Annotated in this window: 24 protein-coding genes; 4 read left to right on the plus strand and 20 right to left on the minus strand. The window is 69.0% G+C overall.

The window, feature by feature from the left end; all coding sequences use genetic code 11:
* Positions 1 to 4: 4 nt before the first annotated feature.
* From ACFYRH_RS20095 to ACFYRH_RS20105, 3 genes are read right to left on the minus strand one after another with little or no spacing between them, the layout of a single operon-like run.
* Positions 5 to 697 carry an anti-sigma factor family protein gene (locus tag ACFYRH_RS20095; protein WP_387776981.1) on the minus strand — a complete coding sequence of 231 codons (693 nt, stop codon included), beginning with the start codon at positions 695 to 697 and terminating at the stop codon, positions 5 to 7.
* Positions 694 to 1,224, minus strand: coding sequence for a sigma-70 family RNA polymerase sigma factor (locus ACFYRH_RS20100; protein WP_387776984.1), 531 nt, complete (start codon positions 1,222 to 1,224; stop codon positions 694 to 696). The genes ACFYRH_RS20095 and ACFYRH_RS20100 overlap by 4 nt, the downstream gene beginning before the upstream one ends.
* Before the next feature lie 55 nt (positions 1,225 to 1,279).
* Positions 1,280 to 1,804, minus strand: coding sequence for a hypothetical protein (locus ACFYRH_RS20105; protein WP_387776987.1), 525 nt, complete (start codon positions 1,802 to 1,804; stop codon positions 1,280 to 1,282).
* A 90-nt stretch (positions 1,805 to 1,894) separates the two neighbouring features.
* Here ACFYRH_RS20105 and ACFYRH_RS20110 point away from each other — a divergent pair, with 90 nt between their 5' ends.
* Positions 1,895 to 2,218: a nuclear transport factor 2 family protein gene (locus tag ACFYRH_RS20110; protein WP_387776990.1), complete on the plus strand. Its 324-nt coding sequence runs from the start codon at positions 1,895 to 1,897 to the stop codon at positions 2,216 to 2,218.
* Positions 2,219 to 2,227: 9 nt separating this feature from the next.
* On the opposite strand, the gene ACFYRH_RS20115 is transcribed toward ACFYRH_RS20110, so the two are convergent.
* From ACFYRH_RS20115 to ACFYRH_RS20170, 12 genes are all read right to left on the minus strand, one after another.
* On the minus strand, positions 2,228 to 2,632 hold the full coding sequence (locus tag ACFYRH_RS20115) for a type II toxin-antitoxin system VapC family toxin (RefSeq protein WP_387776993.1): 405 nt from the start codon (positions 2,630 to 2,632) through the stop codon (positions 2,228 to 2,230).
* Positions 2,629 to 2,904 carry a type II toxin-antitoxin system Phd/YefM family antitoxin gene (locus ACFYRH_RS20120; protein ID WP_387776996.1) on the minus strand — a complete coding sequence of 92 codons (276 nt, stop codon included), beginning with the start codon at positions 2,902 to 2,904 and terminating at the stop codon, positions 2,629 to 2,631. Before ACFYRH_RS20120 ends, ACFYRH_RS20115 begins: the two co-directional genes overlap by 4 nt.
* Positions 2,905 to 2,939: 35 nt before the next feature.
* The gene (gene smc, locus ACFYRH_RS20125) at positions 2,940 to 6,494 is read right to left on the minus strand and encodes a chromosome segregation protein SMC (protein ID WP_387778307.1); all 3,555 of its coding nucleotides are present in this window, start codon (positions 6,492 to 6,494) and stop codon (positions 2,940 to 2,942) included.
* A gap of 286 nt (positions 6,495 to 6,780) precedes the next feature.
* Complete coding sequence (locus ACFYRH_RS20130) at positions 6,781 to 6,936, minus strand: hypothetical protein (RefSeq protein ID WP_233715190.1); 156 nt, start codon at positions 6,934 to 6,936, stop codon at positions 6,781 to 6,783.
* A gap of 189 nt (positions 6,937 to 7,125) precedes the next feature.
* The gene (gene mutM, locus ACFYRH_RS20135) at positions 7,126 to 7,980 is read right to left on the minus strand and encodes a bifunctional DNA-formamidopyrimidine glycosylase/DNA-(apurinic or apyrimidinic site) lyase (protein ID WP_387776999.1); all 855 of its coding nucleotides are present in this window, start codon (positions 7,978 to 7,980) and stop codon (positions 7,126 to 7,128) included.
* Positions 7,981 to 7,990: 10 nt separating this feature from the next.
* A complete protein-coding gene (rnc, locus tag ACFYRH_RS20140; protein ID WP_387777002.1) occupies positions 7,991 to 8,719 on the minus strand; it encodes a ribonuclease III in 729 nt (242 codons plus the stop codon).
* Between the two features lie 14 nt (positions 8,720 to 8,733).
* On the minus strand, positions 8,734 to 8,925 hold the full coding sequence (gene rpmF / locus ACFYRH_RS20145) for a 50S ribosomal protein L32 (RefSeq protein ID WP_130387616.1): 192 nt from the start codon (positions 8,923 to 8,925) through the stop codon (positions 8,734 to 8,736).
* Positions 8,926 to 8,992: 67 nt separating this feature from the next.
* A complete protein-coding gene (locus ACFYRH_RS20150; RefSeq protein ID WP_387777005.1) occupies positions 8,993 to 9,508 on the minus strand; it encodes a YceD family protein in 516 nt (171 codons plus the stop codon).
* A 129-nt stretch (positions 9,509 to 9,637) separates the two neighbouring features.
* Positions 9,638 to 10,108, minus strand: coding sequence for a pantetheine-phosphate adenylyltransferase (gene coaD / locus ACFYRH_RS20155; RefSeq protein ID WP_387777008.1), 471 nt, complete (start codon positions 10,106 to 10,108; stop codon positions 9,638 to 9,640).
* Between the two features lie 17 nt (positions 10,109 to 10,125).
* The gene (gene rsmD, locus ACFYRH_RS20160) at positions 10,126 to 10,692 is read right to left on the minus strand and encodes a 16S rRNA (guanine(966)-N(2))-methyltransferase RsmD (RefSeq protein ID WP_387777011.1); all 567 of its coding nucleotides are present in this window, start codon (positions 10,690 to 10,692) and stop codon (positions 10,126 to 10,128) included.
* A 37-nt stretch (positions 10,693 to 10,729) separates the two neighbouring features.
* The gene (gene recG, locus ACFYRH_RS20165; RefSeq protein ID WP_387777014.1) at positions 10,730 to 12,967 is read right to left on the minus strand and encodes an ATP-dependent DNA helicase RecG; all 2,238 of its coding nucleotides are present in this window, start codon (positions 12,965 to 12,967) and stop codon (positions 10,730 to 10,732) included.
* A complete protein-coding gene (locus ACFYRH_RS20170) occupies positions 12,964 to 14,577 on the minus strand; it encodes a DAK2 domain-containing protein (protein ID WP_387777017.1) in 1,614 nt (537 codons plus the stop codon). Before ACFYRH_RS20170 ends, recG begins: the two co-directional genes overlap by 4 nt.
* A 92-nt stretch (positions 14,578 to 14,669) precedes the next feature.
* Here ACFYRH_RS20170 and ACFYRH_RS20175 point away from each other — a divergent pair, with 92 nt between their 5' ends.
* Entirely contained in the window at positions 14,670 to 15,671 is a 1,002-nt protein-coding gene (locus ACFYRH_RS20175) for an SAM-dependent methyltransferase (protein WP_387777020.1), read from the plus strand.
* A gap of 301 nt (positions 15,672 to 15,972) precedes the next feature.
* Here the strand turns inward: ACFYRH_RS20175 and rpmB are convergent, their stop codons facing one another.
* The 5 genes from rpmB to ACFYRH_RS20200 all read right to left on the minus strand — a co-directional run bounded on the left by rpmB (position 15,973) and on the right by ACFYRH_RS20200 (position 21,446).
* A complete protein-coding gene (gene rpmB, locus ACFYRH_RS20180; protein WP_132153237.1) occupies positions 15,973 to 16,194 on the minus strand; it encodes a 50S ribosomal protein L28 in 222 nt (73 codons plus the stop codon).
* Positions 16,195 to 16,276: 82 nt separating this feature from the next.
* Positions 16,277 to 18,268, minus strand: a complete 1,992-nt coding sequence (locus ACFYRH_RS20185; RefSeq protein ID WP_387777023.1) for an aldo/keto reductase — start codon at positions 18,266 to 18,268, stop codon at positions 16,277 to 16,279.
* Positions 18,269 to 18,318: 50 nt separating this feature from the next.
* Complete coding sequence (locus ACFYRH_RS20190) at positions 18,319 to 19,146, minus strand: carbohydrate ABC transporter permease (RefSeq protein ID WP_387777026.1); 828 nt, start codon at positions 19,144 to 19,146, stop codon at positions 18,319 to 18,321.
* Entirely contained in the window at positions 19,136 to 20,167 is a 1,032-nt protein-coding gene (locus tag ACFYRH_RS20195) for a carbohydrate ABC transporter permease (protein ID WP_387777029.1), read from the minus strand. The genes ACFYRH_RS20190 and ACFYRH_RS20195 overlap by 11 nt, the downstream gene beginning before the upstream one ends.
* A gap of 1 nt (position 20,168) precedes the next feature.
* Complete coding sequence (locus tag ACFYRH_RS20200; RefSeq protein ID WP_387777032.1) at positions 20,169 to 21,446, minus strand: ABC transporter substrate-binding protein; 1,278 nt, start codon at positions 21,444 to 21,446, stop codon at positions 20,169 to 20,171.
* A 119-nt stretch (positions 21,447 to 21,565) separates the two neighbouring features.
* On the opposite strand from ACFYRH_RS20200, the gene ACFYRH_RS20205 reads away from it, so the two are divergent.
* The gene (locus tag ACFYRH_RS20205; RefSeq protein WP_387777035.1) at positions 21,566 to 22,186 is read left to right on the plus strand and encodes an HAD family hydrolase; all 621 of its coding nucleotides are present in this window, start codon (positions 21,566 to 21,568) and stop codon (positions 22,184 to 22,186) included.
* Between the two features lie 87 nt (positions 22,187 to 22,273).
* Positions 22,274 to 23,842 carry a GxGYxYP domain-containing protein gene (locus ACFYRH_RS20210; protein WP_387777038.1) on the plus strand — a complete coding sequence of 523 codons (1,569 nt, stop codon included), beginning with the start codon at positions 22,274 to 22,276 and terminating at the stop codon, positions 23,840 to 23,842.
* Positions 23,843 to 23,853 lie beyond the last annotated feature (11 nt).

Here is a 23,853-nt window from a genome sequence, read left to right on the forward strand (position 1 = left end):
CGGCTCAGATGGTGGCTGTCACCACGTGCCGTCCCTGCACCGTTCTGATCTCCACCGAATGCACCTGGTCGAGCGGCACCAGGACGCCACCGCCGAACGTACTCCCGTCCTTCGCGGCCTTCTCGGACACCAGCCAGCTACCCGCAACCCAGGTCTTGCCGGCCTTGTCGGTGACAACCAACTGACACTGGTCGCCGGCGTTCAGCCCTTTCACCTGAACCTGGACCCAGCTCCAGCCGGTCCGTGGCTCGACGGTGGTCGCCATCGTCGTACCGGTCGCCGTGTCCACCGTGGTGACTTCCTTGTACCCGGCCGTCGGCTCCTCGGCCTGCGGCGCGGTCTGCCGACCGAGTACGACGCCACCGCCGAGCGCGCCCGCGACTACTACCAGCGCGGCGGCTACCAGCAACCAGCGGGAGCGCCGTTTCGGCCGCCGAGTTCGCGCCGGCGGGTCGGCTTCGAGACCACGCACCTCGCGCAGGGTGCGCTGGAGCAGCAGGTCACCGCCCTCGGGCGGTCCGTCCAGGAACGCCTCCGGTGGCACCTCTCCGAGGAAGTCCTTCATCTCGGTCAGCTCAGCCAGCTCAGCACGGCAGTCCGCGCAGGTGGCCAGATGCTCGTCGACAGCGGCGACCTCAGCAGGCTCCAGTGCGCCCAGTGCGTAGGCGCCCAGCTCTGTACGGTCGTGCTCACTCATGGGGACACCTCCGCCTCTTGTCCGGCCAACACCGCGCGCAAGGCTCGGAGGGCGTAGTACGAACGCGATTTCACGGTACCGGGCGGCACACCCAGCTCCTTGGCAGCCTCGGCGACGGACCGCCCGCGGTAATACAGCTGCACGAGTACTTCACGGTGCTCGGGAGACACCTGGTCGAGTGCGTCCATCACCACCATCGTGTTCACCACCGACTCGGAGTGGTCCCCCTCGACCGGTGGAGTGTCCGCCACGTCCGCCACCTCGGCCGGACGCACCGCACGGGCCCGGGCGCGGTCCGTGACGATGTTGCGCGCCACAGTCAGCAGCCAGCCTCGCACCGACCCCTTGCCGGTGGTCAGGTCGTCCGCATGCTTCCACGCCCGGACAAGCGTTTCCTGTACGACGTCCTCGGCGGCAGCCCGGTCGCCGGTAAGGCGGGTCGCGTACGCCAGCAGACTGCGGCCGTGTTCGGCGTACAGCGTCCGGATCAGCGTTTCGGCATCGTGCGGCCCTGGGTTGTCACCCACCGTCCGCACGATACCGGGAGCAGCGGACGACGACACCCGAACAGCAGCGCTCGTTTCAGTAGCCGTTGCCATTGCCCGATCCACCCGGCTGGGTGGTGATCTTCTTGCCGTCCGGTGCGACGACCCACCACAGGCCGCCGACCGCCTGGCCACCGGCCTGGCCGGCCTGGCTGTCGCTGGCGTACAGGTACAGCGGCATGCCGTTGATGGCCAGCTGCTTCGTGCCGTCCGAGCGGGTGATGGTGGTGACCAGCGACGGTTCGATCCCGGTGAGCTGCGCCGTACCGTTGCCGGCCGGTACCGGAGGCCATTGGGCGAGACAGCCGCCCGAGCAGTTCGACGTACCGTGGGTGTCCTTGTCGAACACGTACACGGTCCGCCCGTTGCCGTCGACAACGACCTTGCCGTAGTCACCGACCGTGGCAACGGCCAACTTCGCGGGCCCACCGGTGGACTGGCCGGCCGGGGCCGAACTGCCGGAGCCCGAGCCGGAGCTCGAGTAGCCGTTGCCGCCGCCACAGGCGGTCAGCCCGGCCGCACCGAGCACCGCCACGGCGAACACACTCGCCACACGCTTCATCACGACCTCCCCGGCTCACCGACCGACACCAGCCATACGTACAGATCGCCGGATCGGTTCACACGGGCCGGTTCAGTTATCGTCGCGAGAATGAGCCAAGAGATTCCCGCAGCAGTGCAGCGCGCGCTCGACGCGATCGACGCCCAGGACAACGACGCCTTCGTGGCGGCGTTCGCCGCGGACGGCTACGTGGACGACTGGGGCCGCCAGTTCCGCGGCCACGACCAGATCCGGTCGTGGAGCGACAACGAGCTGATCGGCAAGCGCGCCACCTTCACCGGCACCGAGGTCAGCACCCCCGGCAATCCGGTGACGATCCTGACCCAGGTCGGCGGCGACGGCTTCAACGGCCCGTCGCACTTCACCTTCGACGTCCAGGACGACGCCCTGGCCTCGATGACCATCACCGCCTGAGAACCAGGATCAGACGGCGTACACGGTCACCAGATCCGCCAGTCCGGAAAAGTCTGCGGCGTTCCGCGTGTAGAGCGGTAGGTTGCGACTGGATGCGATGGCGGCGATCATGAGGTCCAGCCGCCGCGGCCGCGGATCCCGCCCAGCCGCGATCGTCAGTGCCACCAGGGATCCGTACCGGGTCACCGCATTCCCGTCGAACGGCAACGGATCAAACGCTCTCGCGGCCGAACTCAGGACCTCGGCGCGAGCAGCGCGGGTGAACGGATCCTTCGCCATCTCGACGCCCTGATGCAGTTCGGCCAGCGAGATTGCAGTCAACTCGGAACGCTCCGGGAGGTCTGCGGTGTCCAGAACGAGCAGGTCGATGTAGGTACAGGTGTCCAGGACACCCACTGGTGCGCGCTCACTCATGCGCGCTCGTACGGATCGTCGTCGTCGCCGACCCGGTCCTCCGAGCCGAAGAACTCGTCGGCCTCCTTTCGCATCGCAGCCGCATCGATCCGGGGAAGGTGCCGATGCTGGGCGATCAGGTCCTCGGTAGTCGGCTGGCGCCGTGTGGCGAGGGGGCGCAGTTCGGCGACTTCCGTGCCGTTCCTGGTGATGTGGTAGGTCTCGCCTGCCTCTACGGCGTCCATCACCGCCGCAGAATGATTGCGGAACTCGCGCTGGGTGATGATCTTCATGCGACCAGCGTAGCGCGGTGAGACACATGGTGCTACTAGACCGCCTCTGGCTCCCGGATGCGCTGGGAGATGACTGCGGAGACGCCGTCGCCGCGCATCGTCACGCCGTACAGCGCGTCGGCGACCTCCATCGTGCGCTTCTGGTGGGTGATCACCAGGAGCTGGCTGTTCTCGCGCAGCTCCTCGTAGATCTCCAGCAGCCGGCCGAGGTTGGTGTCGTCGAGGGCCGCCTCGACCTCGTCGAGGATGTAGAACGGCGACGGGCGGGCCTTGAACAGCGCGACCAGGAACGCGACCGCGACCAGCGAACGCTCACCACCGGACAGCAGCGACAGCCGCTTGACCTTCTTGCCCGGCGGGCGGGCCTCGACGTCGATGCCGGTCGCCAGCATGTCGTCCGGGTCGGTCAGCACCAGCCGGCCCTCACCGCCCGGGAACAGCCGGCTGAAGACGTGCTCGAACGCGACCTCCACGTCCCGGTACGCCTCGGTGAAGACCTGCTCGACCCGCTCGTCGACCTCCTTGACGATATCCATCAGGTCGCGGCGGGACTTCTTCAGGTCGTCGAGCTGCTCGGACAGGAAGCGGTGCCGCTCCTCCATCGCCTCGAACTCCTCGAGCGCGAGCGGGTTGATCTTGCCCAGCTGGTTCAGCGCCCGCTCGGCCTGCTTGAGCCGCTTCTCGACCTTGGTCCGGTTGAACGGCTCGCCCTCGAGTTCGAGCGTCTCGTCGTTCGAGGGCAGCGGCGGCACCAGCTGGTCCGGCCCGTACTCCGTGACGAGCGCGTCGACCTCGATACCGAGCTCGCCGAGTGCCTTCTCGTACAGCTGCTCCAGCCGCATCTTCTGCTCGGCCCGCGCCAGCGCGTCCCGGTGCACGGTGTTGGTGAGCTGCTCCAGCTCGGAGCTCAGGTTCCGGGTCGCGGACCGGGCCTGCGACAGCGCCTGCTCCCGATCGGCCCGCTGCGCCTGGATCGTCGCACGCTCGGACGCCGCCAGCTGCAGCGAGGACTCCAGCCGCGCCAGCACATGACCAGCAGCCAGATGTACGGCGTTCGCCGCTTCGGCCTGCCGCGCCCGCCGCGCCGCCCGCGCGGTCGACCGCGCCCGCGCCTCGCGCTCCTGCCGCGCCGCGCGCTCCAGCGAGTCGGCCCGGCCGGACAGCGCCCGGGCCCGCTCCTCGGTGGTCCGCAGCGCCAGCCGCGCCTCCATCTCCGCGGCCCGCCCCGCCTTGGCCGCCTCGGCCAGCCGGTCGCGCTCCGAGGTGTCCGGCTCGTCGCCGTCCTCGTCGAACGCCTCGGCGTCCATCAGCCGCTCTTCGAGCTCGGCCAGGCCGGACAGGTTCTTGTCCCGCTCCTCCTCGGCCGCGGCGATCGCGTCGGCCATCCGCTCGGCCTCGCCACGCGACGCCTTCGCCAGCGACCCGAAGTGCGCCAGCTGCTCGGCGACGGCAGCCATCGCCGCGTCGGACTCGTGCAGCCGCGCCAGCGTGATCTCGACGGACTCCTTCTGGCGGGCTCGCTCGTCCTCCAGCCCCTGCAGCTCGAACCGCAGCCGCTCGCTGCGCGCCGTCGCCTCGGTCAGCTTCTCCGCCGCCTCGTCGACCGCGGACTGCACCTCGATCAGGCTCGGTGCCGCGTCCGAACCGCCGTACGCGAAATGCGCCCCGAGTACGTCGCCCGCGCGCGTCGTACACGTGACGTCGGGCAGGTTCCGGACCAGGGAGCGCGCCGCGTTCACGTCGTCGACGACCGCGACCTTGCGCAGCAGCCGCCGCAGGGCCGGGCGCAACGTCTCCGGGCAGTCCACGACGTCGACGGCGTACGACGCTCCGTGGGGCAACGCCGGCCAGGTGGCCTGGTCCTCGGCCGGCGCGTCGCCGAGGAGCATCCCGGCGCGGCCGAGATCGTGCTCCTTGAGGTGACCGACGGCGTGCAGCGCGGCGTCGGTGTGGGTGACGGCGACCGCGTCGGCGGCCTCGCCCAGCGCCGCCGCGATCGCGGTCTCGTAGCCGGTCCGGACGCTCAACAGGGCCGCGACGGAACCCATCAGGCCGTTGATCTGCTCGGAGGCCGCCAGCAGGGCGCCGGCGCCGTCCTTGCGGTTCAGGCCGAGCTCGAGGGCTTCCTTCCGAGCGGCCAGACCGGTGCGCTCACGCTCCGCGTCCCGCTCTTCGGCGCGCAGCTTCTTCAGCCGCTCGTCCATCTCGTCGAGCACCGCCTGAGCGGCCTCGTACTGGTCGTCGAGCCCCTTCTCGCCGGCGTCCAGCCCGGCGACCTGGGTCTCCAACGCCGTGAAGTCGTGCTGGGCCTTCGCGGCCCGCTCCTCGGCCTCGCGCCGGTTGGTGGCGAGACGACCGATCTCGGACTCGGCGGCGGCCGCGCGGCTCTTCAGCGCGTTCACCTGGCCGGTCAGCCGGGCCAGACCCTCGCGGCGGTCGGCCGCGGCCCTGATCAGCGCGGAGATCCGGCGCTCCTCCTCGGCCTCCTGGGCCTCCAGTTGCTGACGCCGCTCCACCGACTCGGCGAGCAGGTCGGAGTGCGCCTCGACCTCGGCCTCGATCTGCGCCTCGGTCTCCCGGACCCGGGCGGCCTCGAGCTCGAGCTCCTCGGGGTCACGGCCCGGGCGCGGCTCCTCGGCCTCGTCGTTCAGCGAACGAATCCGGTCCGCCGCGATCCGCGCCGTACCCTTGATCTTCTCGCCGAAGCCGGACAGCTGGTACCAGGTGTCCTGGGCGGCCTGCAGGGCCGGCGCGTCCTCGCGGAGCGCGTCCTCGAGCTCGGCCTCCAGCTCACGGGCCTCGCGCAGCTTCGCCTCGGTCTCGGTCCGGCGCTGCGTCAGCGCAGCCTCGTCCCGCAGCTCGGCCTCGAGCGCGGACTGGGCCTGGACGATGTCGTCGGCAAGCAACCGGGCGCGGCCGTCCCGGACCTCCGCCTGGATCGTCACCGCCCGGCGCGCCACCTCCGCCTGGCGCCCGAGCGGCTTCAACTGGCGGCGGATCTCGGTGATCAGGTCGCCGAGCCGGTTCAGGTTGCCTTCGGTGGCCTCCAGCTTCCGCAGCGCCTTCTCCTTGCGCTTGCGGTGCTTCAGGACGCCCGCGGCCTCCTCGACGAACCCGCGGCGGCCTTCCGGCGTGGCGCGCAGGATCGAGTCCAGCTGGCCCTGACCGACGATGACGTGCATCTCGCGGCCGATACCGGAGTCGCTGAGCAGTTCCTGGACGTCGAGCAGCCGGCAGTTCTGGCCGTTGATCTGGTAGTCGGACCCGCCGTTGCGGAACATCGTCCGGCTGATCGTCACCTCGGCGTACTCGATCGGCAGCGCGCCGTCGGTGTTGTCGATGGTGAGCACCACCTCGGCGCGGCCCAGCGGGGCGCGGCCGGAGGTCCCGGCGAAGATGACGTCCTCCATCTTGCCGCCGCGCAGCGACTTGGCGCCCTGCTCACCCATCACCCAGGCCAGCGCGTCGACCACGTTGGACTTCCCGGAGCCGTTCGGGCCGACGATGCAGGTGATGCCTGGTTCGAAGTTCATCGTCGTCGCGGACGCGAACGACTTGAAGCCCCGGAGCGTCATGCTCTTCAGGTACAAGGCGAAGGTCTCCAACCCGTGAAATGACAGACGGTACCTAGGGAACCGCCGTAGCTGTTCGTCACGCTGCCGCTACCCGGGGGAAGGTGTTCCGCCTCGCAGTCTACAAAGAGATCCGCGGAATCCGGCGGAGGCCAGGCCGTTGAGAGATGGCCGGCGAAGCTGTGGGAGCACAACATCGGGTGAACATACAGTGCGTGAACAAACATGGCGGCGGAGGCCCGGGCGGGGGCCACCGCCGTTCTGCAGTGTAAAGCGGACGGTCGAGGTGTACTTCTCTGTTACGTCAGACCGAAGCGGGGGCGCGCAGAGCCTCGTCGACGGTGAGCAGCCGACCCTCGTGGATCTGGGCCACCAGGTGATCGTTCTCTGCCTGGAGCCGCATCACGTGCGCCTCCAGATCTGCGACACGCCGGTTGAGCAGACGAACCTGCTCGAGCATGCGCGGGTCAGTGCCTCCAAGATGCCCTAGAAGAGCCTTGGCCATTGTGCTGTCCTCCGGAAGGGTTCTGGCCGGTTGCGCTCCGCGTCCAGGTCATGAGGGAGCGCCGAAAAGTGTGTACCGTCTTTCAGGGTGACACCGGCGAGGCCGACGGGTCAACCTGGGCCACATTTGTTAACGATACCTCGCTCACCAGCGGACATGCCGGGGAACGGGCTGACATTTCGGGCACCGGTACGACGAACGGTTCATGAACGGCTCGCGACGGATCGGGCGTCCGTCCCGCGGGCAGGGCGAGCCCTCCTGGCCATAGACGTTCAGGCCCCGCTCGAAGTATCCGGACTCACCGTTCACATTGACGTACAGCGCGTCGAAGCTGGTGCCACCAACGGTCAGCGCCTCGGCCATCACCTCGTGCGCCGCGTCGAGGATCGCCTTGATTTGCACGGGTTTCAGCGTTTCCGTCGCCCGGGCGTAGTGCAGCTTGGCCCGCCACAACGCCTCGTCGGCGTAGATGTTGCCGATCCCGCTGACCGCGGTCTGGTCGAGCAGTGCCCGCTTCAGGCCGGTCCGGCGGCGCCGGATCTTCGCGGTCACCGCCGCCGGGTCGAACAGCGGATCGAACGGGTCCCGGGCGATGTGGGCGATCTCGGCGGGCAGCTCCGCGCCACCTTCGGAGTACGACAGACCACCGAACATCCGCTGGTCCACAAAGCGGACCTCTCCGCGGTCGTCGGCGAACCCGAACCGGACCCGCAGGTGCGGCTCGTCCGGAGCGCCGACCGGCTGAACCCGGAACTGTCCGCTCATGCCGAGGTGCGTGAGGATCGCGTCACCGGAGGTTAAGGGCAGCCACAGGTACTTCCCGCGCCGGGCCGGCTCGGCGAACACCTGGCCCTTGAGCCGGGACACGAAATCCTCCGGCCCGGCGGCATGACGCCGTACCGGGCGCGGATGCAGGACCTCGACGGTCTCGATGGTCCGGCCGGTGGTGAACTCCGCCAGACCCCGCCGTACGACTTCTACTTCGGGAAGCTCGGGCACTGTCCTGCAGCTAGGCCTGCGAGGGGTCCACGCTGTCGGGATGCGCCGCGCGCAGGGCCTTCCAGGCGGTTTCCGCGGCCTGCTGCTCGGCTTCCTTCTTGCTCCGGCCGATGCCGTGCCCGTAGGTGTCGGCACCGATCCGGACCCGCGCCTCGAACGTCTTCGCGTGGTCCGGCCCGGACTCCGCGATCACGTACTCCGGGACGCCGACGCCGAGCTGGGCGACCAGCTCCTGCAGCGAGGTCTTCCAGTCCAGGCCGGCCCCGAGCCGCGCCGACGACTCCATCAGGTCGTCGAACAGCCGGTGGACGACCCCGCCGGCGACCTCGAAGCCGCGGTCCAGGTAGACGGCACCGATCAGCGCCTCGACGCAGTCGGCGAGGATCGACGACTTGTCCCGGCCGCCGGTGGCCTCTTCGCCGCGGCCGAGCCGCAGGTACTTGCCGAGCTTGAGCTCGCGGGCGACACCCGCGAGCGCACGCATGTTGACCACCGCGGCCCGCAACTTGGCCAGTCGGCCCTCGGACAGGTCCGGGTGGTTCCGGAACAGCGACTCCGTGACGATGACGCCGAGCACGGAGTCCCCGAGGAACTCCAGCCGCTCGTTCGTCGGCAGCCCACCGTTCTCGTACGCGTACGAGCGGTGGGTGAAGGCGTGCTCCAGCAATTCGTCAGCCAGCGATACGCCGAGCCGCTGGTTCAGCTCGGCGTAGAGCCCCGTTTCGTTGGCAGAGTTCACTGGGTTGGTGCCGTTTAGCTCTCGACGACCTGGCGGCGCTCGCCCTTGGCGCCGTACTGGCCGCAGTTCGGGCAAACGGTGTGCTGCAGGTGCTTCGCGCGGCAGGCGGGGTTCACGCAGGTGACCAGCGACGGGGCAGTGGTCTTCCACTGGGCCCGGCGGCTGCGGGTGTTGCTGCGCGACATCTTCCGCTTCGGAACGGCCACGGTTATGACTCCTTGCTTCGGCCGGGGGCTGGTGGACCCGGCCGGCTGGCTGACTCGGTTCGGTTGTTCAGTTGTCCTGCTGGTCGTTCTGGAGCAGTCCGTCGAGGGCCGCCCAGCGGGGATCGGTCCGCTCCTGGTGTTGATGGCCGGGCTCGTCCGCCAGGCGCACCCCGCACTCGGGGCACAGACCCGGACAGTCGTCCGTACACAACGGCTGGAACGGTAGCGCGAGCACCACCTGGTCCCTCAGCACCGGCTCGAGGTCGATCAGATCGCCCTCCATCCGGCTGGCCTCGTCCGGCTCGGCGTCGCTCTCCGGATAGACGTACAGCTCCTGGACGTCAGCGAGGAACTCGTCCTCGATGTCGACCAGGCACCGCGCGCACTCCCCGACCAGACGGCCACGGGCCGTTCCGGTGACGAGCACCCCTTCGACCACCGATTCCAGTCGTAGATCGAACTGGATCGGATCGCCTTCGGGGACGCCGATCACGTCGATTCCGAGATCTGCCGGCGCCGGCGCCGTGAAGGTGACTTCGCGTTGGGACCCTGCGCGGCGGGTCAACTCGTGCGTGTCGATCACGAGTGGGGACCGCGGGTCCAAGACGCTCAGAGCAAACCTTTCAGGCGTGGGCAGGCAAGAACTCGGTCTCGTCGAGACCGGTGAACTACATTACCAACTCCGCGGCCCGGCACCCAATTCGGGGTGATCCTAGAGCTTGTCCAGTAACCGCGAGTGAACGGGCGGGGTCACGAACGTGCTGACGTCGCCGCCGAGGCGGGCGATCTCCTTCACCCAGCTCGAGGAGATGAACGCGTGCTCCGGCGCGGTCGGCAGGAACACCGTGTCGACGCCGGTCAGCCGCCGGTTCAGCTGCGCCATCTGCAGCTCGTAGTCGTAGTCGGCCGCGGAGCGCAGGCCCTTCACGATCACGCCGGCGCCCTCGGCGCGGCAGTAGTCGACCACCAGCCCGTCGAAGCTGCCGACCCGGACGTTCGGGAACGGCGCGACCAGCTCGGTGAGCATCTCGAGCCGCTCCTGCGGCCCGAACAAGCGATTCTTCGACTGGTTCACCCCGGCCGCGACGATCACCTCGTCGAAGGCGGCGGCCGCCCGGGTGACGATGTCGAGATGCCCGACGGTAGGTGGATCGAAGGTGCCTGGGAAAACGGCCTTACTCACACCGAGCTCCCGCTCGCTTAGCCTTGACCATGGCGGTGACCGTACCAAAGGCGCGCCTCGCCGTACTTGCGATCGCGCAGCGCGGCGAACCCCTCGGGCCACTCCCACGGCTCCCGCTTGCCCCGCTCGACGACCACCACCGCGTCGTCCGCCAGCCACCCGCTCGCCGTGAGGCCGACCAGCACGTCCTGCAACTCGGCCGTCTCCAGCTTGTACGGCGGGTCCGCGAACACCAGGTCGAACACCGCCGGGGCATCACTCGCGGTAACCTTCTCGACCGGCCGCGTGAGCAAACGCGCCCCGGGTAACCCGACCACCTTGATGTTCGCCGCGATCACCTCCGCGGCCTTCCGGTCCGACTCGACCAGCACGGCCTGCGCGGCACCACGGGACAGCGCCTCCAGCCCGATCGCGCCCGAGCCGGCGTACAGGTCGAGCACCGCCAGCCCGTGGAAGCTCCCGAACTCGGACTCCAGCGACGAGAACAACGCCTCCCGCACCCGATCCGCCGTCGGCCGTGTCCCACTCCCCGCCGGTACGTCGATCCGCCGCCCTCCCGCCGCTCCCCCGACGATCCGCGTCACGGGGCCTCCCGTGCCGGAGGCGCGAAATCCACTGCAGTCACGTCTTCTCCAGGTACTCGGTGGTCTCGGATTCCAAGGCGTTCCCCACAGCTGCCCTGAGCGCCGGGTACTCGGCCAGCTCGGCGTCGACCGAGACGATCGAGTTCGCCACGTGGCGGGCCGCGAAGATGACGTCCTCGTCCCGCAGCACGCTCAGCAGCTTCAGGCTCGAGCGCCGCCCGGACTGCGCCACCCCGAGAACGTCGCCCTCGCGCCGCGTCTCCAGGTCGATCCGGGACAGTTCGAACCCGTCCGTGGTCGAGGCGACCGCCTCCAGCCGCCCGTACGACTTCGATCCCGCCCACAGGTCTGTGACCAGCAGGCACAGCCCCGGCACCTTGCCCCGCCCGACCCGGCCCCGCAACTGGTGCAGCTGCGAGATACCGAACCGGTCGGCGTCCATGATCACCATCGTCGAGGCGTTCGGTACGTCGACCCCGACCTCGATCACCGTGGTCGCGATCAGGACGTCGACCTCCCCGGCCGCGAACCTGGACATCACCGCGTCCTTCTCGTCGGCCGGCAGCCGCCCGTGCAGCACCTCGACACGCAGGTCGTGCAGGATCTCGCCCAGTGCCTCGGCGACCTGCATCACCGAGATCGGCGGCCGGGCCTGCTTCTTCCCGCCCTCGTCCGTCTCGAGCAGCTCGCCTTCCTCGTCCGTGGCGTTCTTGACGTCGTCACCGATCCGCGGGCACACGACGTACACCTGGTGGCCCTTGCCGACCTCCTCGCGGACCCGGGTCCAGGCGCGTTGCAGCCAGTCCGGCTTCTCCTTCGCCGGGACGACCGACGACTGGATCGGCGACCGGCCGGCCGGCAGCTGGGTGAGCGTCGAGACGGCGAGGTCGCCGAACACCGTCATCGCCACGGTCCGCGGGATCGGCGTCGCGGTCATCACCAGCACGTGCGGCGTGTTCTCTCCCGACTTCGCGCTCAACGCGGCCCGCTGCTCGACGCCGAACCGGTGCTGCTCGTCGACCACCACGAGCCCGAGATCCGCGAACTGCACCTTGTCCTCGAGCAGCGCGTGCGTCCCGACCACGATCCCCGCGGCGCCACTCGCGGCGTCGAGCATCGCCGTACGGCGTCCTGCCGCGTTCAGCGAGCCGGTCAGCAGACCGATCTTGGTGGCATGCTCCGCGCCACCCAGCATGCCCTGCTCGGCCAGGTCACCGAGCATCTTGGTGAGCGTCTTGTGGTGCTGTACGGCGAGCACCTCGGTCGGCGCGAGCAGCGCGGCCTGGCCGCCGTTGTCGACCACCGACAGCATCGCCCGCAACGCGACCACGGTCTTGCCGGAACCGACCTCGCCCTGCAGCAACCGGTGCATCGGATGCGGCCGCGCCAGATCGGCGAAGATCTCCTCCCCCACCTCGGCCTGGCCCTCGGTGAGCTCGAACGGCAGCCGCTCGTCGAACTCGTCCAGCAGACGGCCCTGCACCCGCGGCCGCGGTACGGCGTTCAGCGCGTCGGTCACCGCCCGGCGCTGGGCGAGGATCGTCTGCATCACCAGCGCCTCCTCGAACCGGAACCGCTGCTGCGCGTCGTGGATGTCCTTCTCGGTGTCCGGCAGGTGCACCTTGCGCAGCGCGTCCGGGAGCGCCAGCAGCTTCTCGTTGCGCAGGATCAGGTCCGGGATCGGGTCGTCGAGGCGGTCGTCGAGACTGTCCAGGACGATCTTCACCGACCGCTCGATCGTTGCGGTCGGCAACTTCGCGGTGGCCGCGTAGAGCGGGCGGAACGGCCGCGCCCGGCGCTCGATCTCGGCCTCGCTCAGATCGTCGGTGTCGAGGATCTCGGTGCCCGGGCTCTTCAGCTGCATGACGTCGCGGAACATCGTCACCTCGCCCCAGAACAGGGCGGCGGTGCCGGGCGTCAGCTTCGTCGCCAGCCAGGGCTGGTTGAAGAACGCGAGCTCCAGGTCCCGGCGGCCGTCGGTGACGACCACCTTGGTCAGCGTCCGCCGCCGCGACCACTTCTGGACGTCGGTCAGCGGGATCTCGGCCTTGGTGTCCAGCGACCGCACGGTCACCTTCTTGACCCGGCCGTTGACGGTCGCCTGGTCGCCGACCTCCAGCTCGTCGAACGGGGTCAGCTCACCCTTCTTCAGGTACCGCCGCGGGTAGTGCCGCAGCAGTTCGCCGACGGTCTCGATGGCGAGCACGTCCGCGAAGGTCTTGGCCGTCTTCGCGCCGAGGAAGTCCCGGAGCTTGCGGTCCATGTCGTTCTTCATTCCACCCCGATCAGCAGCGGGTACCTGTCCTGCCCTCCGTCGTACACCACGACGTCGACATCTTTGCGTTGCCGGCGGACGTGGCGCTCCACGGCGTCGGCCAGACCGGGGTCCGCGTCGCGTCCGGTGACGACGGTGAGCAGCTCGCCGCCACCGCCGAGCAGCCGGTCGACCACCTCCAGTGCGGCCGACTCGAGATCCTCCGTGATCAACGCGAAGTCGCCGTCGACGACACCGAGCGCGTCGCCGATCCGGCAGCGGCCGGCCATCGTCCAGGCGTCCTTGACCGCGGTCGTGACCGCACCGTGCCGGGTCTGGCCGGCGGCGGCCGACAGGTGTACGACGTCGTCGTCGAAGCTGCGCTCCGGGTCGTGGACCGCGACCGCGGCCAGGCCCTGGACCTGCGCGCGGGTCGGGATCACGGCCACCCGGATCCCGTCCTGGCGAGCGGCCGTCGCGGCGGCCTCGGCCACCGCGATCGAGTCCGAGTCGTTCGGCAGGATCACGATCTCCGGTGCCTGCGAGGTCTCGATCTCCGCCAGGAGCTCACCGGTCGAGCACCGCCGGCCGGGTCCACCGCGAATGATCCGGGCGCCGGATTGCCGGAACAGCTCGGCCAGCCCGTCACCGGCGACGACCGCGATCACGGCGCGCCCCGGCGCCGGCTCGTGCTGGTGGGTGTGGTCGGCGAAATGGGTGACCCGGATCCGGTGCGGACGGCCGATGTCGATGCCGTGCTCGATCGCGGCGCCGACGTCGTCGGTGTGGACGTGCACGTTCCACAGCCCGTCACCGCCGACCACGACCACCGAGTCACCGAGCGCCGCCAGCGCCTGCCGGAAGTCGGCGATCTTGTCGTCCCCCGCGTCCAGCAGGTACATCACCTCGTACGCCGGTCCTTCGAGGCTCTCGCTGCTCTCACCCTCCGGCTGCACGCGGGCCGGCACCACCACGCGGACGTGCCGGCCGGTGAGCACCGACTCCATCGCACCGAGAATCACCACCAGGCCCGCTCCCCCGGCATCCACGACGCCCGCGCGCCGCAGTACGTCCAGCTGCTCCGTCGTCCTGGTGAGGGCCTGGCGGGCGGAGGCGACCGCGGCGAGGCAGACGTCGGCGAGGGTCTTGCCGTCGTTGGCGGCGGTCATCGCACCGCTTGCGGCGGCCCGCGCGACGGTCAGCATGGTGCCCTCGACGGGCTCGGCGACCGCGCCGTACGCGGCGTCGGCGGCGTACGTCAGCGCGTCGGCGAACGCGGCGGCCTCGCTCATCGGCGGGTCCGCGAGGACTCCCTCGGCCCGGTCGCGCGGCAGGTTCTCGTCCAGCCGCAGGCCGCAGGCGCGGATCAGTTGGGAGGTGATGACGCCCGAGTTCCCGCGGGCGCCGAGCAGCGCGCCGCGCCCGAACGCCTGGATCGCCGCGGTGAAGGTCAGCTCACCCTTCGGCAGCGCGTCGCAGGCGGCCTCCCAGGTCAGGTAGAGGTTCGTGCCGGTGTCGCCGTCCGGGACCGGGTACACGTTCAGCTCGTCGATCTCGGTCCGCGCGCGCGCCAGCTCCGCCAGCGCCGTCCGGGCCCAGGCCCGCAACACCTCGACCGTCAGTTCCTCCACGCCCGGAAGGCTAACGCGTAGCGCACGACGGGTGGTGGTCCCCTCACCGGCCGCGTACCCGGCCACCACCTGTTGTTCGGTACGGTTCCGGGGTGAGCGGCGGCAGGAGTGTGTTGTTCTCGGCCGCGGCCGACAGTTACGAGTTGGCTGTGCGCGAGATCCGCGGCGAGTTCGGCCGGGACGTGCGGGTCCAGCGCGTCGGCGCGGATCTCGGGCGGGTAGACGGTGCTTCGGTCCAGGAGTTCGCCGCGGCGTGCGACGTGGGGCGGATCATGTTCGTCCGGCATCTCACCGAGGAGATCGCGAGCTTCGCGGAGCTGCCGCCGGAGTACGAGCTCGCGGACCTGGTGCTGGGCGAGTTGGCGGAGTACCCGAAGGCGCTCGCCGTACAGGCCTGGACCGATGACGCGGGCACCGGCGGGTCGTATTACCACCGGCTCGAGGAGGCGTTGACCGCTCGTGGCGTGACCGTGACACGCTCGGGTCAGGAGCTGGTCGTCTCCTGCTACGTGGGGCGCAAGGCGATCCTGCTCGGGCTCAACCGGCGCGCGGACAGCCTGTCCGACTGGCCGGGTGGGCGCATGCGGCTGGCCCGCGGCGAGGAGCGGGTGTCACGGTCCGAGTTCAAGCTGGAGGAAGCGATCGCGACCTTCGGGCTGGAGCTGCCGGCCGGTGGGAAGGCTGTCGACCTCGGCGCCTCGCCTGGAGGCTGGACGCGGATCCTCCGGCAGCACGGCCAGGAGGTGTGGTCGGTCGACCCCGGCTCCCTGGACCCGCGCCTGCGATCCGACCGCCGGATCCACCACGAGGCGACGACCGCGGGCCGATTCTTCGCCGCGAACCGCGTCACGTTCGACGTGGTGGTCAACGACATGCGGATGGACCAGGTGACCAGCGCCCGGATGATGCTCGACGCCGCCGGGCACGTACGCCGCGGCGGTCTCGCGATCGTCACGCTGAAGGGCGGTGGCAAGAACCCGCTCGACGGCGCCCGCCGCGGTCTCGACGTGCTCCGCGAGCAGTACGCCGTACTGCACGCCCGCCAGCTCCATCACAACCGCTACGAGATCACCGTGATCGCCGAGCGCCGCTGACTCCACCACCCCAACAGCCGGTCCGACCCACCGCTCCAGCAAGCGGGGTTATCCGTCCGTCTTGGGGGTTCTCCGCTGTTACACGACCGAAGAACCCCCAACACGAACGGATAACCACTCAAAGCTGACAAGCCCGCCGTGCGGAAGCCAGGGCGCGCGGGAGCCGGAGCGGACTCCGGCGGGTGGCGTGGCGGTGGTGCGGCGGGTGGGTGTGGCGGGTGGTGTGGTTGGGAACGCGAATAGGCGCCCGGGGCGAACCCGGGCGCCTATCTGAAGGCCCTACACGGAGTAAAGCTGATGATCAGCCGACGACGCGCTGGACCTTTCCGGCCTTGATGCAGGACGTGCACACCTTCATCCGGGTCGGGGTGCCCTTGATCAGCGCCCGGACCGGCTGGATGTTGGGGTTGAAACGACGCGGCGTACGAGCCTTGACCCGCCGGATCATCGCGCCCTTACCCAGGCGGGCAACGCTGTTGCCGAACGTCGGCTGCTTGCCGCAGACATCGCACTTCTTAGACATGATTCTCCGTGTTCAGGGTCGTGACTCCGACAGATCATGTTACATGGGTGTCAGCACACGACCAATTCGGCGGCCAGGGGCCTCATGACGCCGTGAGGTAGGCCACTTCTTCGTCCGTCAGCGACACCGACAGCCCCGGCAGGGAGGTCCGCGTCTCGCTCACGTGCCGCGGCCCGATCAGCGGGAACACCGGGTACGGCTGGTGCAGCAACCACGCGAGCGCGATGGCGGTCGGCTCGACTCCCTTGGCGGCCGCCAGCTCCCGGGCCCGGTCGAGCCTACGGAAGTTTTCGTCGGAGTAGAAGCAGCGCACCAGTTCCTGGTCCGACGTGTCCTCCGGCTTGGCCCGGCCGGTGAAGAACCCGCGGGCCTGACTCGACCACGGGAACAGCGCGACCTGCCGCTCCCGCAGCCACGCCTGCGACTCGTCGTCGGAGACATGCCGGCAGCCGGCCCACGGTACGTCGTACGCGCGGGCGAGGCTGAGGTGGTTGCTCAGCAGCGTGAACGGCTGCTTGCTGTTCGCCTCGGCGTACGCGTTGGCCTCGTCGAAGCGGGACAGCGACCAGTTCGACCCGCCGTACGCCTTGATCCGGCCGGCCTTGAAGTGCTCGTCGAGGACGTCGACGAACTCGCCGACCGGGATCTCCTCGTTGTCGCGGTGCATCAGGTACAGGTCGACGTGGTCGGTCTGCAGCCGCTCGAGGCTCTCGTCCAGCTGCCGCGTGATCGACTCCGGGTCGCAGTGCGGCGTGTGCGCGCCCTTCCCGATCACGACCACGTCGTCCCGGTTGCCACGCGACGTCATCCACTGCCCGAGCAGCTTCTCGCCGCGCCCACCGCCGTAGATGTACGCCGTGTCGAACGTCGTACCGCCTCGCTCGACGAAGTCGTCGAAGACGACCGCGGCATGCGGCAGCGTCTGCTGGTTGTCCACGCCCATCACGAGCCGGGACACCTGCTTGTCCAGGCCCGGGACCGTGCCGTAGGTCATCGGGGCGTCGTCGCGCCGGGTCAGCGGACGTCCGGTCGCGGTCGGGATGATCGCGTCGTCCCGCTCGCTCGCGTACTGCTGCCCGATCGCGGCCCGCCACTGGTCCTGCACGGTGAGGTTGCCGAGCGTGTCCGCCCAGGTCATCTCCGGCGCCTCCTTGGCCCCGGAAGCGATCGCGGCCTGCACCGCCTCGGCCTCGGCGGTGTAGATCAACGCCGGCTCCGCGGAGATCTCCCGCGCCTCCTCCCCCACCTTGTGCAGGGTCACGTGGGTCGGCTTGCCGTCGCCGCCGAACCACGGGTCGTCGACCTGCAGGTAGCCCTTGCTGCCGTAGATCCGGACCTGGTTCTTGTCACCGAGCCGGACGCCGGTGCTCACCTGGGCCGTGACGCCGCCGTCGAAGAACAGTGTCGCCACCGTCCACTCGTCGACGCCGGTCTCGCCGACGGTGCCGACCGCGGTCACCGCGGCCGGGTCCTGGAACGGCTGCCCGGTGGCCGCGCCGGCGATCAGCCGGGCCATCGAGACCGGGTAACCGCCGACGTCGAGGATCCCGCCGCCGGCCAGGTCGTCGGCGAAGATCCGGCTCTCCGGCCGGTACCCGGCGGCGAACGCGAAGGTGGCCTGGATCTGGTGGACGGTGCCGAGCTCGCCGTCGCGGACCAGCTGGGTGATCAGCTTGGTCTGCGGCAGGCAACGGTACATGTACGCCTCCATCAGGAAGACGTCGTTGCGGACCGCGGCCTCGATCATCGCCTCGGCCCAGGCCCGGTTGATCGCGAGCGGCTTCTCGCACAGCACGTGCTTGCCGGCCTCGGCCGCCTTGATCGCCCACTCGACGTGCATCGGGTGCGGCGTGGCGATGTACACCGCCTCGACTCCTTCGTCGGCCAGGAGGTCGTCGTACGAGCCGTGCCGGTTGGCGATGTCCCACTTGTCGGCGAACGCGTTCGCCGAGTCGAGGGACCGGCTGCCGACGGCGACGACCTCGTTGGTCGGCGACGTCGGCACCTGGCTGGCGAACCGGGAAGCGATGTTGCCGGTGCCGATGATGCCCCAGCGGAGCTTGTGGTCAGTCAAAGGGAATCCCGTGTGTGGTGGTCGGTTGGGTCAGAACTTCTCAGGACTTCTCAGAACTTCATGGCGCCCGCGGCCAGATCGGCGATGAAGCTGCGCGCGCCGATCAGGAAGACGCCGATCAAGGGGATGACACTCATCAACGCACCGGCCATCACCATCGAGTAGTCGGTGCCGTAGATGCCGTTCAGCTGGTCGAGCGCGACCTGCAGGGTGAGGCGGTTCGGGTCGGTCATCACGATCAGCGGCCAGAGGTAGTCGTTCCAGACGTTGATGAACGTGAAGATGCCGAGGAAGGCCAGGCCGGGCCGGAGCACCGGCAGGCCGACGGACAGGTACTGCCGGAAGAACCCGGCGCCGTCGACCTTGGCGGCCGAGATCAGCTCGTCGGGGATCGCCCCGGCAGCGTACTGGCGCATCCAGAAGATGCCGAACGCGTTCGCGGCGCCCGGGATGATCAGCGCCTTCAGCGACCCGATCCAGCCGAACTCGGCGAGCGTCACGAACTGCGGCACCAGCGACAGCTGGGCCGGGATCATGAACGTCGCGAGCAGCAGCGCGAACAGGAAGTTGCGGCCGGGGAACTGGTACTTCGCGAACGCGAACGCGGCCAGCGAGTCGAAGAACAGCACCAGCGCCGTGACACTGACCGAGGTGATCAGGGTGAGCAGCATCGAACTGAAGAACGGCACCGCATCGAGCACCTTGCCCATGTTCTCGAACAGGTGCGAGCCGATCACGAGTTTCGGTGGGTAGGCGAAGATGTCCGGCGTGGTGTTCGAGGCCATCACCAGCATCCAGTAGAACGGGAACAGCGAGACCACGACGCCGAGCATCAGCACGACGTGCCCGACGACGGTGCGAACGCGCTCAATGGACATCTGCGGCCTCCCTCTTGGCATTCTGGGCTGCGATCTTGCGTTCCACCCGCCGAGCGGCGCGTCGGGTCAGGCGTTCGTCGTCCTTACCGCCGACCAGCCGCCAGTTGATGATGCTGAACAGCACGATCAGGATGAACAGCGCCCAGCCGATCGCGGCGCCGTACCCGAACTGGTTCTTGATGAACGCGCTCTGGTAGAGGTACGAGACGATCGTCAGGCCGGCGTCACCGGGACCGCCGATGTTGTCGGTGTCGCCGAACAGCACCCGCGACTCGGTGAAGATCTGCAGGCCGCCGATCGTCGAGGTGACGGCGGTGAACAGGATGACCGGCCGCAGCATCGGCACGGTGATCCGCCAGAAGGTCTGCCGGGGACTCGCACCGTCCACCTTGGCGGCCTCGTAGACGTCGGCCGAGATCGCCTGCAGCCCGGCCAGGTAGATGATGGCGTTGTAGCCGACCCAGCGCCAGGTGACGATGGTGGCGATCGCGATCTTGATCCCCCACGGCTGCGTCAGCCACTCGACCTTGCCGACACCGATGGACTCCAGGAACGCGTTCAGCAGCCCGAAGTTGTTGCTGAAGACCGAGCCGAACACCAGCGTGACGGCGACCACCGAGGTGACGTTCGGAATGAAGTAGGCGATCCGGTAGAAGCTGCGGAACCGGGTGGCGTTGTGCAGGGCGTTGGCGATCACCAGCGCCAGCAGCAGCATCGGCACCGTCGACAGCACCCAAATGACCAGCGTGTTGCCGATCGCCTTCCAGAACACCGGGTCGGACAGCAGGTAGTTGTACTCCTCCAGCCCGACCCACTTCATCTGGCCGATGCCGTCCCAGGAGTGGAACGAGATCCAGATCGAGAACAGCACCGGGAAGGCGCCGAAGATCGCGAACAGGATGAAGAACGGTGCGACGGCGGCGTACTGCGGGAAGGCCTGCCGGTATTTGTTCGGCGGCTTCTCGGCGGAGGTCGCGGTCGCGCTGATCGCGGCCGGCGCGGCCTTGCTCGTGACTGCCATCTCAGATCGCCCCCACTCGGGTGAGCTCGCGGCCGATCTGGCGCTGCGCGTCGCTCCAGGCCTGGTCGGGTGACTTGCCGGCCGTCTCGACGTTGACGAGCTCGTTGCTCAACGGCGTACCGACGATCGAGTCGTACGGCGAGAAGTAGGCGCCCGGGTACTTCTTCGCGGACTCCGCGAACACGTCGACGATCTTCTGACCGCCGAAGAACGGGTCGGGCGCACTCAGCCGGGGGTCGGTGTAGCTGGCCGGTGTCGACGGGAAGAGCACCGGGTCGAGGAACGCCTGAGCCTGGTTCTTCGAGGACTCCAGCCAGCTGATGAACGCGAAGGCGGCCTCCGGGTTCTTGCAGTACTTCGTGATCGCCAGGAACGACCCGCCACGGTTGCCGGCCCCACCAGGCGCTGCCGTCACCCGCCACAGGCCCTTGGTCTTCGGCGCCGCGTTCTTCGGACCGAGCTGGGCCCACCAGACCGCCGCGTTGAACGCGACCAGCCGGCCGTTCGTGACCACCGCGTCGGCGTCCGTCGACCCGTTCTGCGCGTTCGCCGACAGGCCTTCCTTGACCACCCGAACCGCCAGGTCGAAGGCTTCCCGGACATGGTCCTGGTCGCCGATGTACTGACCGTCCTCGGTCATGTACCGCTTCGGCGCCTGGGCCATCCGGTAGCTGAAGATGCTGGTGATGTTGTCGGTGATCGACGAGCCCGGCACCGCCTGCTTCACCTTCTTGGCGAGCGCGATGTAGGTGTCCCAGTCCGGCGCCAGGTCCGCGACCGCGGCCGGGTCGATGTCGATCCCGGCCTTTTGGAAGATGTCGGTGCGGTAGAACAGCGCCGTCGGCCCGGTGTCCATCGGGTAGGCCATCATCTTGTCGTCCGGCGTGATCCCGAGCTTCCACTTCCAGGCCAGGAAGTCCTTCGAGAGGTCCTTGGCCCCGAGCTCGTTCAGGTCGTGGAACTGGTCGGCGTTCGGGAAGTAGGTCGCGACGTCGTCGTTGATCGCGACGATGTCCGGGACGAGGGACTTGCCGGCCAGTGCGGTCAGCACCTTCGTCTTGTAGTTCGACCCGATCCGCGTCATCGACAGCTTCATGCCGTCGTGACCGGGGATCGCCTTCTCCGCCTGGCCGATCAGGTCGTCGTTGACGGACCCGACCCAGGTCCACATGCTGAGCTCGTTCTTTCCACCCAGCGAGCTGCGGGATCCGCAGCCGGTGAGACCCGCGGCGGCTGCGGCGGAGCCGACCGCGAGGAACTGCCTTCTGCTCAAGCTCATAGCCTCACCTGGCGCTTTCTGTTGGATTTCGCCGGAAGGTGTCTAGATATGTTTACGTAGCCATTAGGTAAGCGCATACCAACTGAACCGGTCAAGGGGCCGATGACAAGATTGACCGTATGAGCTCACCGACTGTCTCCGCTGTCCTGTTCGACGCCGACGGGGTCGTGCAGCGTCCCAGCTTCGACTGGTGGACCCGGCTGGCGTCGCTCGTGCCTGCCGGTTCGGACGCGTTCGTCGCGGACCTGATGGCAGCCGAGAAGCCCGCCCTGATCGGCAAGGTCGACTTCCCCGACGCGCTGGCCGACGTCCTGCGCCGCTGGAACTCGACCGCGACGATCGAGGAGGCCCTGGAGCCGTGGAGCTGGTTCGTCGCCGAGCCCGAGGTGGTCGCACTGATCCAGTCACTGCGGTCGGCCGGCGTCGGCTGCCACCTCGCCACCAACCAGCAGGCCTACCGGCGGGCGCTGATGCAGGACGAGCGCGGGTACGGCGCCTGGTTCGACCAGACGTTCTACTCGTGCGATCTCGGGCTCGCCAAGCCGGATCCGGAGTATTTCCGGGCGATCCTGCGCGCGATCGGCGTACCGGCCTCCGAGGTGCTGTTCATCGACGACAACGAAGACAACGTGAGCGGCGCGCTGACCGTCGGGCTGCGTGCCGAGGTGTACGACCTGGCGGCCGGCGTACCGGCGCTGGAGAACTTGCTTCGGCGCTACGACCTGCCGGTTCCGGACTGAGGTCTTGTGACGGCGGGACGGCTGTGACATCGTCACGGGGCAGCTGACAACGTAGGACAGTCCACCAGCCGTTCCTGGAGGCACCCCATGTCCGATCGCCGACGTCGTACGCTCACCCGCCGCCGCGCCCTCGGCCTCACCGCCGGCCTCGGCCTCGCGGCGGCCGCTTCGCCCTCCCTCGCGCTCGCTGCGGCGCCCTCGCCGTACCCGAAGGGCCAGCGGCCGCGATTGCTGAACGTCTTCGCCGAGGACTCCCTCAGCACCGCCGAGCGCACCCTCGCGACCACGCTGCAGGGCCTGATGGCGCGCCGCGGCAGCGAGTCCCTGTACCTGAACCTGCCGACGCTCGGCTACCAGCACTGGCTCGACGACCTGGTCTCCCGGTACGGCGTCGTGGCCCGCGCCGGCGACCTGTGGAAAACCGTCAGCCGGTCCGGCATTCGCGGATATGTTCTCTTTCGTACGGGCACACCGTCGGTCAACGTCGCGACCACGCTCGCCGGCGTGACGGGTGCCGTAGCCGTCGAAGAGAGCTTGGAGGCAGTGGCGATCCGCAACGGGTTGCGGAAGGTCCTGGACGTGCGGGACAAGGACGACCGCTGGGTGTTCGAGACGTACTGGCCCAAGCTGCGGCACGACGTCGCGGTGGAGCAGCGCGCGGACATCCCCGAGCGGTTGCGCGACTACGTCACGATGGCGGGCGCGCTCGCGTTCTTCGACGGCAACACGGACTTCCGGGCGGAGGTGGTCAAGGCACTGGACGAGGACGGCACGGTGATCGGCTGGGGTGATGCGTCGAACGGCGAGGACGCCTTCATCGGCGTGAACTCGGCGGCCGGCGTCAAGGCCCTGCCCGCGGACCACGCCCGCAACCTGTCGGTGCTGTCCGGCATCCGCGAGGAGCGGTTGTCCCAGCATGTCTCCGCTGCACTGCCCACTCCGGATCCTGATGCGCACTACGTGAGCTTCCTGATCACCGACGGCGACAACATCCAGTGGGCGCTCGGCGACTTCCCGACCGATCCACGGTGGTTCGGCAGCCCGCGCCGCGGCGAGGTCGACCTCGGCTGGGGGATCTCGCCGTCGCTGATCGACGTCGCACCTTCGGTGATGCGCTGGTTCTACGACCAGTCACGCAAGGACCGGTGGGTCGTCGGCCCGTCCGGCGGCGGCTACATGTACCCGAGCCGCTATCCCGCCGGCGCGCTCGACAAGCACACCGCCGCGTTGGCCCAGGCAATGGGCCGGGCCGATCTCTCGGTGGCCCAGATCATCGACTTCGACGCCTTCGAGAAGACCGGCGTGTGGTCGTCGTACCTCAAGCATCGGGAGATCGACGGGCTGATCTACCTCGAGTACTCGCGGTACGACGGTCTCAAGGGCAAGGTCACCTGGGCCGAGGGCAAGCCGGTGATCGGCGCCCGCACGATGCTGTGGGACGGGCTATCGGGTGCCGACGAAGCGTCCGTCACTGCCGAACTCAACGCCGCCACCCGCAACCCGCGCTCGACGGCCGGCTACTCGGTCGTCGTCTGGCACGCCTGGAGCAAGTCCGTCGACGACGTCCTGTCGGTCGTCAACGGACTCGCCCCGCACGTGAAGGTCATTCCGCCGGACACCCTCGTGCGGATGGTCGGCAAGTACGCCAAGCCGTAGTCATAGCTCCG

The sequence above is a fragment of the Kribbella sp. NPDC004875 genome, assembly GCF_042873375.1.
Taxonomy (GTDB): domain Bacteria; phylum Actinomycetota; class Actinomycetes; order Propionibacteriales; family Kribbellaceae; genus Kribbella.